A 7413-nucleotide genomic window follows, 5' to 3' on the forward strand; every position below is an offset into this window, starting at 1 on the left:
TTTTGCCCGCACCGGTGGGGCCCACTAATGCTACTTTTTCGCCGGATGCGATCGTAAAATTGAGGTTTTGCAGGACGTATTCATCTTCTTTGTAAGCAAACCACACATTGTCAAATTGGATTTCTCCTGATGCGAATTCATTCGACTTTTGATAGTCGATTGTCGATGGTCGATTGTTAATTGATAGACGATATTCTGAAGTTTTCGGACTTGGATTATTCTCTACCAATTCTGGCTCATTTGAAGACAAGTTAGAGGAAATTGTCTCAGGATGACCGGTAATTAACAGCGGCGAATAATATTCCCTTCTTCCCTTTTTCCTCTTTCCTCTTTCTTCTTCCTTATGCCCTCTTCCTTCTTCTTTCTGTACGATAGTTCTATCTTGAATTTCGATCGGTTCGTTAAGAATATCGCTAATCCGTTCGACGGCGGTAAATCCTGCTTGAATCGCGGTAAACTTCTCGGCAAATTGCCGCAACGGATCGAAGAGACGCTGAGCAAATAAAATAAATGCCGAGAGAGTACCAAAGTTAAGATTACCTTGCAGAACTTTTTCACCGCCCAGCCACAAAACGGCTGCAATTGCCACTAAAGCAATCCATTCCAATGTCGAAGATACCGCAGAGTCGTAAAAGATGGTGGTGTCAACTGCTTTGATGTAGCGTTTGTTGGTGACTCTAAACAATTCTGAGTTGAATCTTTCGCGGCGGAATAGCTGCACTACGCTAATACCAGTCAAGTTTTCTTGAAGTTGTGCGTTGAGTTCGGAAAGTTCTTCTCTGGTAGTGTAATTTGCTATGCGATATTGGTTCTGGAAATAAATTATGACTGCGGTAATCGGGATCATCATCATCACCAACATTAAAGCTAGTTGCCACTGCATGGTAAACATGAAAATGACAATTACTAAAATTGAAAATAAATCGCTGACAATCCCAATTGCCCCGCTCGAAAATACTTCTCCCAAAGCTTCGACATCGCTGGTGAGGCGCGTCATCAATTTACCGACAGGAGTGCGATCGAAAAATCGCACTGCTAGCGATGTGACGTGGGCGAACAAATCATTTCTAATATCTGTAGTAATTATTTGCCCTACTTTCGTGACTAAATAGCCTTGAACTGATTGCAGTGCTAATCTAAGTGTTATAGTTAGCATCAGCAAAACTGCTAACACGTTTAATGCAGTAGATAAAGGCAATCCCCGCAAGAATTCATAGGTAGGTTCCGCTCGAATTACCGAAATTGCCTGTCCGATCAGAATCGGTTGAATTGCTCCTGAGACTGCTAGCGGTACTAATAGGACGATCGAAATAATCAACAAGCGTTTGCTGCGGGTTGCGTAAGATGCCAACCTCATGAATAACCGCCAGTCTGTTTCCTGGCCGGATTTGTTTTTGGTATCTGCTACTGGTGAGGAAATGGTCATCGATCGCTAAAATGGTAGAATAGATCTAATACCAATTTAATGTGAAGTTGCACATATTCCGATCCCCCTAAATCCCCCTTAAGAAGGGGGACTTTGATTGGACTCTTGTCCCCCCCTTAAGAAGGGGGGTTAGGGGGGATCGAATTCTATGCAGCTTCATAAAAAATTGGTATAAGTCATAATTGTAACAAATAGAATGAATATTTGGCACTAATATCAGTAACAGGCAAGATGCCTGTTTCACAAAGAGTGTTTTCTTGTAACAGCAGGTTGGGTTGAGAAACGAAACCCAACCCAAATGTTTGTAGACCGACAAAACTGGTATTATAATCTACTGCTAGAAGTTATATTATCATCATGCCAGAAATAGAAACACCAAGATTGTACCTCAGACAATTTACGCCAAACGACTTAGACGATCTGTACCGCATCTACAGCGATCCGGAAATAATGAAATACCTTACAGGAGTTAAAACTAGAGAAGCAACAGAAATCGCCATTCATACCATGCTCAAACGTTGGGAAGAAAACAACTTTGGAATGTGGGCTGTAGTACATAAAATAGACCGTAAAATGATTGGTCGCTGCGGGCTGGGTTTTCTGGACAAAACACCGGAAGTTGAGCTTGGCTACGCGCTATACAAAGCTTATTGGAATCAAGGATTGGCGACAGAAGCGTCTTTTGCTAGTCTAAGTTATGGATTTGAAATATTAAAGTTGGAGAGAATAGTTGCGATCGCCCGCCCAGAAAATATCGCCTCCCAGCGGGTGATACAGAAAGTTGGCATGAAATATGAAAAAACTGCTCGTTATTACGAAACTGATGTACTATATTACTCTATCTCGCGAGAAACCTACGAGTCAAAAGTAGTTGTGTAGGTGTGCAATGCACGCCTTACTGCATTTACATTACTCACATCACAATTTGTCATAGTTACCTGCTGACAACTACGAATTTCTTTGCAATTGCTTGTTAACCTTGAGAATCTTCTTAGCAAAATACTCTTTTCTGTGTCCCAATCTTTTCGCCACTTCCCACCCTTTTTGATAGGATTCCAAAGCTTTATCGTAAGCCTTCATTTCCTGATAAACTTGACCGATATTGTCGTAAGCATTCATCAATCCGTACCAATTGTAAGCCCGCTCTTCCAACAGCAACTGCATTTGATAAATCCGCAAAGTCGGCTCCCACTGCTTTTGCGCTCGGTAAAGCAGTGCTAATTTGTCCAAAGCTTCGCTAGCCTGAGCGTACTGTTGAAGGGGGACGGCTAAATTGTAAGCTTCCTGATAGTATTGAGCTGCTAAGTTGATTTGACCTATGGTTTGGTAATCGGTGGCGATCGCAATTTTTAGCGGCGGTATAGCCCTGGGGTTTTGCAGGTTAAGATAAACGGATGCTAATTTTTCACGGGCTGCGATCGCCTTTAGGGGCTGTTTCGACTGCTGGTAAACGTAGGCCAACTGTCTCAAAGCATCCACCTCAGTTGGAGCAGTTACAGGCTGCGGCGGCGCGCCGTTTCCCGCCGATAAAACAGAATTTTGTACCCCAGCATTAGCCGCAAATAAAGCGCGGTTTTCCTGAATTAAACTTGCCAATTCCTCATACACCGGAGCCGCTTTCTCGTAACTGAGCCAATTAATGTGAATTAGCCCGATATTCTTCAAAATCTGACCTTGAGTCAATATATCTTGCTTTTGGCGCGCATTTTCGAGAATTTGTTGGTAAACTTCTACAGTCGGGCCTTTAGCCCGCACCTGCTGAAAAGCCGCAGCCAAAGCCGGGAGCAAATCAGTATCAATTGGTACTTGCGATTTGACTTGTTCGTGAATTGCCTGCAGTCGTTTAGTAATCAACTGTAGTTCGAGGTTTTTACTGCTACTCCAAGCAACACTTCCCACCCGACTCAAAGCAGCAATTTCCGCCGCCGGGCCCAAATACCTACGCAGCCGCAATTCTCGGAACCAAATATCAAAAGCACCAGCCCCATCTCCAGCTTGCAGTTTAGCCGCTGCTTCTAAGTTTAACTCCTCCAAAGCCACTGTCAGTTCGTCCCGCTGACTGCTGCTCAAAGGCTCACTGGCGGGATTTAGCGGATCGGGGGTGGTAATTTCTAGAGGATTAGGAGAAAATCGATCGAGGCCCGGTGCATTAGTTTGGGCGCTAGCAATAGAACCAGCACACAGCCACAAAAAAAGCAAGCACCCAATTGGCACAGAATTTCTCATAAAAGAAATATGGTTGCCGCGATTCGGCATCTGGGCTCGAAACATCAAATTTTGCATATCTACAAAATGGTATAAATTATGTCACAAAGATGGCACAAAAGCAAACTGTTCAACAAGAGCAACAAAATAAAATTTAGCGCACTGAGCAATTATTGGGATTCTAAGGTGTTGGGCGATCGGCTTTTGCGCCTATTCAGTTTAACCCTAATTCTGTTAACCGTATGCACGGCTTGCGCCCCTCCAGCAGTTGCTAAAGACCGCTCTTTTCCTGAAATGTCCCTAGAATTTTTGGGCGAGTACCAATTGCCAAAAATGAATTTTGAAGGAGCACCAGTCGGCGGCTTGTCAGGAATTACCTACGATCCAAAAGGTATTAGCGGCGCGACTTCCAAAGCTTATCGGTTTTACGCGATTTCCGACGACAAGAGCGAAAACGGAGAAGCCAGATTTTACAGTCTCCGACTCGATCTAACATCCAGCGATCCAGCCAATATTCGCCTGAAAAAAGTTGCTGTTGATAGCGTTACCACGCTGAAGAAAGCAGACGGTAAAACCTTCTCCTGGGGTTCCATAAATCCCGAAGGCATCGCTCTTTCTCCCCGCAATTCAGTATTTGTCGCCAGCGAAGGCTTGACTCATGCTAGCATCCCTCCTTTTGTAGGCGAATTCGACCTCAAAACCGGAGAATTGCGGAGTAACTTACCTATTCCAAAGCGCTACATTCCCGATGCCAGCGATGAAGAACAGCAGCAAGGAGTGCTGGACAATTCAGGTTTTGAATCTTTAAGCATCGACCCAGAAACCTTTAGTCCGGGCGGTCTAGATCCATTTCGCTTGTTCGCAGCGACGGCAGCGCCGTTAATGCAAGATGCAGACCCGGAACAAGCAAGCAAAATACGCATTTTACATTATATCATCGTCGATAAAACGCCGCAATTAGTCTCAGAAAATCTTTACCAGCTAGACCAAGTTCCCATGAGTTTGTTGAACAATTTAACAGAATTAGTAACTGTTGGAGGCGGTCAATTTTTGAGTTTAGAGCGTTCTTTTGGGCTGTCGGGATACAGCGCTAGAATTTATCAAGTAGCGGCTGGAGCGGCGACAGATACTTCGAGAATCAAGAGTTTTAAAGGAACAATGGCAATGGTCGAGCCTGTGAGGAAAAAGTTGCTGCTCGACTTGAGCGAACTGGGAATTCCGCTGTACAATTTAGAGGGAATGACTCTCGGGCCGCAGTTGCCAGACGGCAGCCAAAGTGTTGTTTTAGTCAGCGATGACAATTTTGATGAAGCAGAGAGAACTCAATTTATTTTGTTGAGTTTAAAAAAGAAAAATTAGATTGTAAATACTGTGTTGAACTGTCAAGGAATAGGATCGAAACCTTAATAACTTCAGCACCTCCTACAGTCCTTTATCCTGTGAGTAGCGAGATCGAAGGAGGCTCTTCTTCGCCTATCTGCATTACCAGGCAGAGCATGGTAACGAGCAATCGCTTAAGTTATTAAATTTTCATTCCTAAACTACAATACTTACGCATTAATACCACAGAAATCTGGTTTTAATCGCAATACGGTTTACTTAAGATGATCCAGGTGGTAAAAAACCATGAAAAATAGATACTCTTGTTTGCTTCGTTCCTCTCTTCGGACAATCTTAAGGAACGAAAATTTAATAAATTAAACATCTGCCACACTTCTCTCTCTCCAGAAGCTCAGGGGTAAAGAGAGGCAGAGCCTCGCCTATCTGCATTACCAGGCAGAGCGAAAGTAACGAGCCAATTACCTATTCTCGACCGTACCTCATTTTTTTGAGAAAAGCTATAATCGAAGGACTAAAGTCCTCACTACGAACCTTTTTTATTATGGGCGAAGCGAAGCGGAGGGAATTGACCGGACATGATATCAGTTATCCGGCGATAACTTTCAAGAAACCGGGTTTCTGAGGTATACTTCATAAACCTGGAATATGCTGTATCTGCGTATATCTGTCTCGCTCTGCCTTGAAGGAGCGGTTGACCGGCCCGAAGCGAAAATCTGTGCAAAAAGTCTTTTGTAGAACGGCAATCTTGGCTGTTCCCAAAAGCTAAATTTGGCACAGGTTATTAGTTGTTAATTTCAAAATATCCTGCCATTCTTCCTCGGAAAGCGGCTGCACTTCCAAATCAATCTCAAAACAGCGACAAGCCGCCGCGCTCAAAACATCAATTACAGTTGCAATCAAATCATCTCCTGTTTCAGAGAGAGGTAATTTCACAGGAATTAATTTTTCGTCAAAAACTCGATCGAACAAACTAACATCCGGTTGCAAGCGCATCGAACCGTGCTGCAGAATAGCATCGCCCCGGCGCAGTTGCGCGCTACCAATTAACTTGCAGCCATCGGGCGTAACTAAATCAGCACCCGTCGCAGTACCAAAACAATTCGGATTGTGAATGTAACCCCGTTTAGCTTCCCCGTAGTGCAAGTCTAAACCCATCGCCCTCCAACCCTCAATCAAAAACTCGCAAATAGTCTGATAAGCTTTCAGGCGACTGCTGCCAAATCCTGACGCTACCACTGCATAAGTTAAATCTCCTTGGTGGAGCACGGCGCGGCCGCCGCTGGGCCTCCTCACCAATTCTACAGGCATTCCCTGCCAAGATAGCTGCTGCCAAAACTCCGGCCAGCGCTGCTGGTGGTAGCCCAAGGAAATCGCCGCTGGTTGCCAAGTGTAAAATCGCAGAGTTGGCGGATGTTTCTGGGCTAGATGCTGTTGCAGCAGCCATTTGTCGATCGCCATCTGCAACCTCCCAGACGCTGACAGCAGCGGAATTAAACGCCAAACAGAATTAGCCATCAGTGTCTGCTCCTGAGTTTATAGTCAATATTCGCAGAATGTTTTAAACTTAACCAACAGCCGGGAAGTCCCTCGGTATATTTAGAGGGGATGAATCTGAGCGCTGCGCGAAGTACCCCGCCCTTGAATTACCGAGCGTGATGAAAGGCTCGTCGGTCGGAGGAACGGATCCCGACAATCATATTTGACTATAACAGGTCAATCTTCAGGGGCATCTTGATTTTCAATATACTTCCTAAGTGTAGAAGAAGTTTCCCATGCAACTCACGTACAAATACCGACTTAAACCCACAAAAGCGCAATTGGCAACGATTGCGACTCATCTAGAACTGTGTCGCCGGCAATACAACTATCGCCTCAGCGAAAGGTTTAGATGGTGGGAATCCACGAGAACACCTGTTAACGCTTGCCCCTTAACCGTCTCCATAGTTCCCATTGAGGAGATTTATCAAAACATTCCTTTAACTAGAGTGCAAACTAGGGATGGCAGGAAAAAAGATGAGTCAGGCAATCCTGTTACCAGGAAAGGTGATATCTTCTCAAATATTGAAGGTGGTTACGTGCAGTGGCAAACTATCCAGTTAGCTGACCTGAAGAACACCAAAAAACTATTCCCTGACTACAAAGCTTTGAATTCTCAAGTTTTGCAGGATGTAGTTAACCGAGTGGAAACTTCCTTTTCAAATTTCACTACGCCCGACAAAAGTGGCCATCGCAGGGGCAAGCCCAAATTCAAGGGATTTCACTACTACAAATCTTTCACTTATCCTCAGTTAGATAATTTGGATATTGTCAAGGACGAGCAAAATAGGATTTGTATTAACCTTGCAAAAATAGGTCAAGTGCCCATAGTATTCCATCGCCCAATAGCAACAGGATTTAAGGTTAAGACGGGGACGGTCATCAGAGAAGCGGATGGGTGGTAT

The 7413-nt window shown here is 44.4% G+C and carries 6 protein-coding genes; 3 read left to right on the forward strand and 3 right to left on the reverse strand.

The window, feature by feature from the left end:
- The coding region (locus tag WBA89_RS18100) for an ABC transporter transmembrane domain-containing protein (RefSeq protein ID WP_424408602.1) at positions 1-1426 on the reverse strand (1426 nt) is incomplete at its 3' end.
- A 357-nt stretch (positions 1427-1783) separates the two neighbouring features.
- Here WBA89_RS18100 and WBA89_RS18105 point away from each other — a divergent pair.
- Positions 1784-2305 (forward strand): GNAT family N-acetyltransferase, encoded by a 522-nt coding sequence (locus WBA89_RS18105; protein WP_424408603.1) that lies wholly within the window; start codon positions 1784-1786, stop codon positions 2303-2305.
- A gap of 69 nt (positions 2306-2374) precedes the next feature.
- Here WBA89_RS18105 and WBA89_RS18110 read toward each other — a convergent pair whose 3' ends face one another.
- A complete protein-coding gene (locus WBA89_RS18110) occupies positions 2375-3697 on the reverse strand; it encodes a tetratricopeptide repeat protein (RefSeq protein ID WP_424408604.1) in 1323 nt (440 codons plus the stop codon).
- 33 nt (positions 3698-3730) lie between these two features.
- On the opposite strand from WBA89_RS18110, the gene WBA89_RS18115 reads away from it, so the two are divergent.
- Positions 3731-4990 carry an esterase-like activity of phytase family protein gene (locus WBA89_RS18115; protein ID WP_424408605.1) on the forward strand — a complete coding sequence of 420 codons (1260 nt, stop codon included), beginning with the start codon at positions 3731-3733 and terminating at the stop codon, positions 4988-4990.
- Between the two features lie 744 nt (positions 4991-5734).
- Here the strand turns inward: WBA89_RS18115 and WBA89_RS18120 are convergent.
- Entirely contained in the window at positions 5735-6487 is a 753-nt protein-coding gene (locus tag WBA89_RS18120) for a lipoate--protein ligase family protein (protein WP_424408606.1), read from the reverse strand.
- A gap of 257 nt (positions 6488-6744) precedes the next feature.
- On the opposite strand from WBA89_RS18120, the gene WBA89_RS18125 reads away from it, so the two are divergent.
- The coding region (locus WBA89_RS18125; RefSeq protein ID WP_424408607.1) for an RNA-guided endonuclease InsQ/TnpB family protein at positions 6745-7413 on the forward strand (669 nt) is incomplete at its 3' end.

The organism is Microcoleus sp. (genome assembly GCF_049646505.1).
In the GTDB taxonomy this organism is placed as follows: domain Bacteria; phylum Cyanobacteriota; class Cyanobacteriia; order Cyanobacteriales; family Microcoleaceae; genus Microcoleus.

Coding starts and splice junctions, on each gene's coding strand:
- WBA89_RS18105 (WP_424408603.1), top strand. CDS start 1,784: ATGCCAGAAATAGAAACACCAAGATTGTACCTCAGACAATTTACGCCA.
- WBA89_RS18110 (WP_424408604.1), bottom strand. CDS start 3,697: ATGTTTCGAGCCCAGATGCCGAATCGCGGCAACCATATTTCTTTTATG.
- WBA89_RS18115 (WP_424408605.1), top strand. CDS start 3,731: ATGTCACAAAGATGGCACAAAAGCAAACTGTTCAACAAGAGCAACAAA.
- WBA89_RS18120 (WP_424408606.1), bottom strand. CDS start 6,487: ATGGCTAATTCTGTTTGGCGTTTAATTCCGCTGCTGTCAGCGTCTGGG.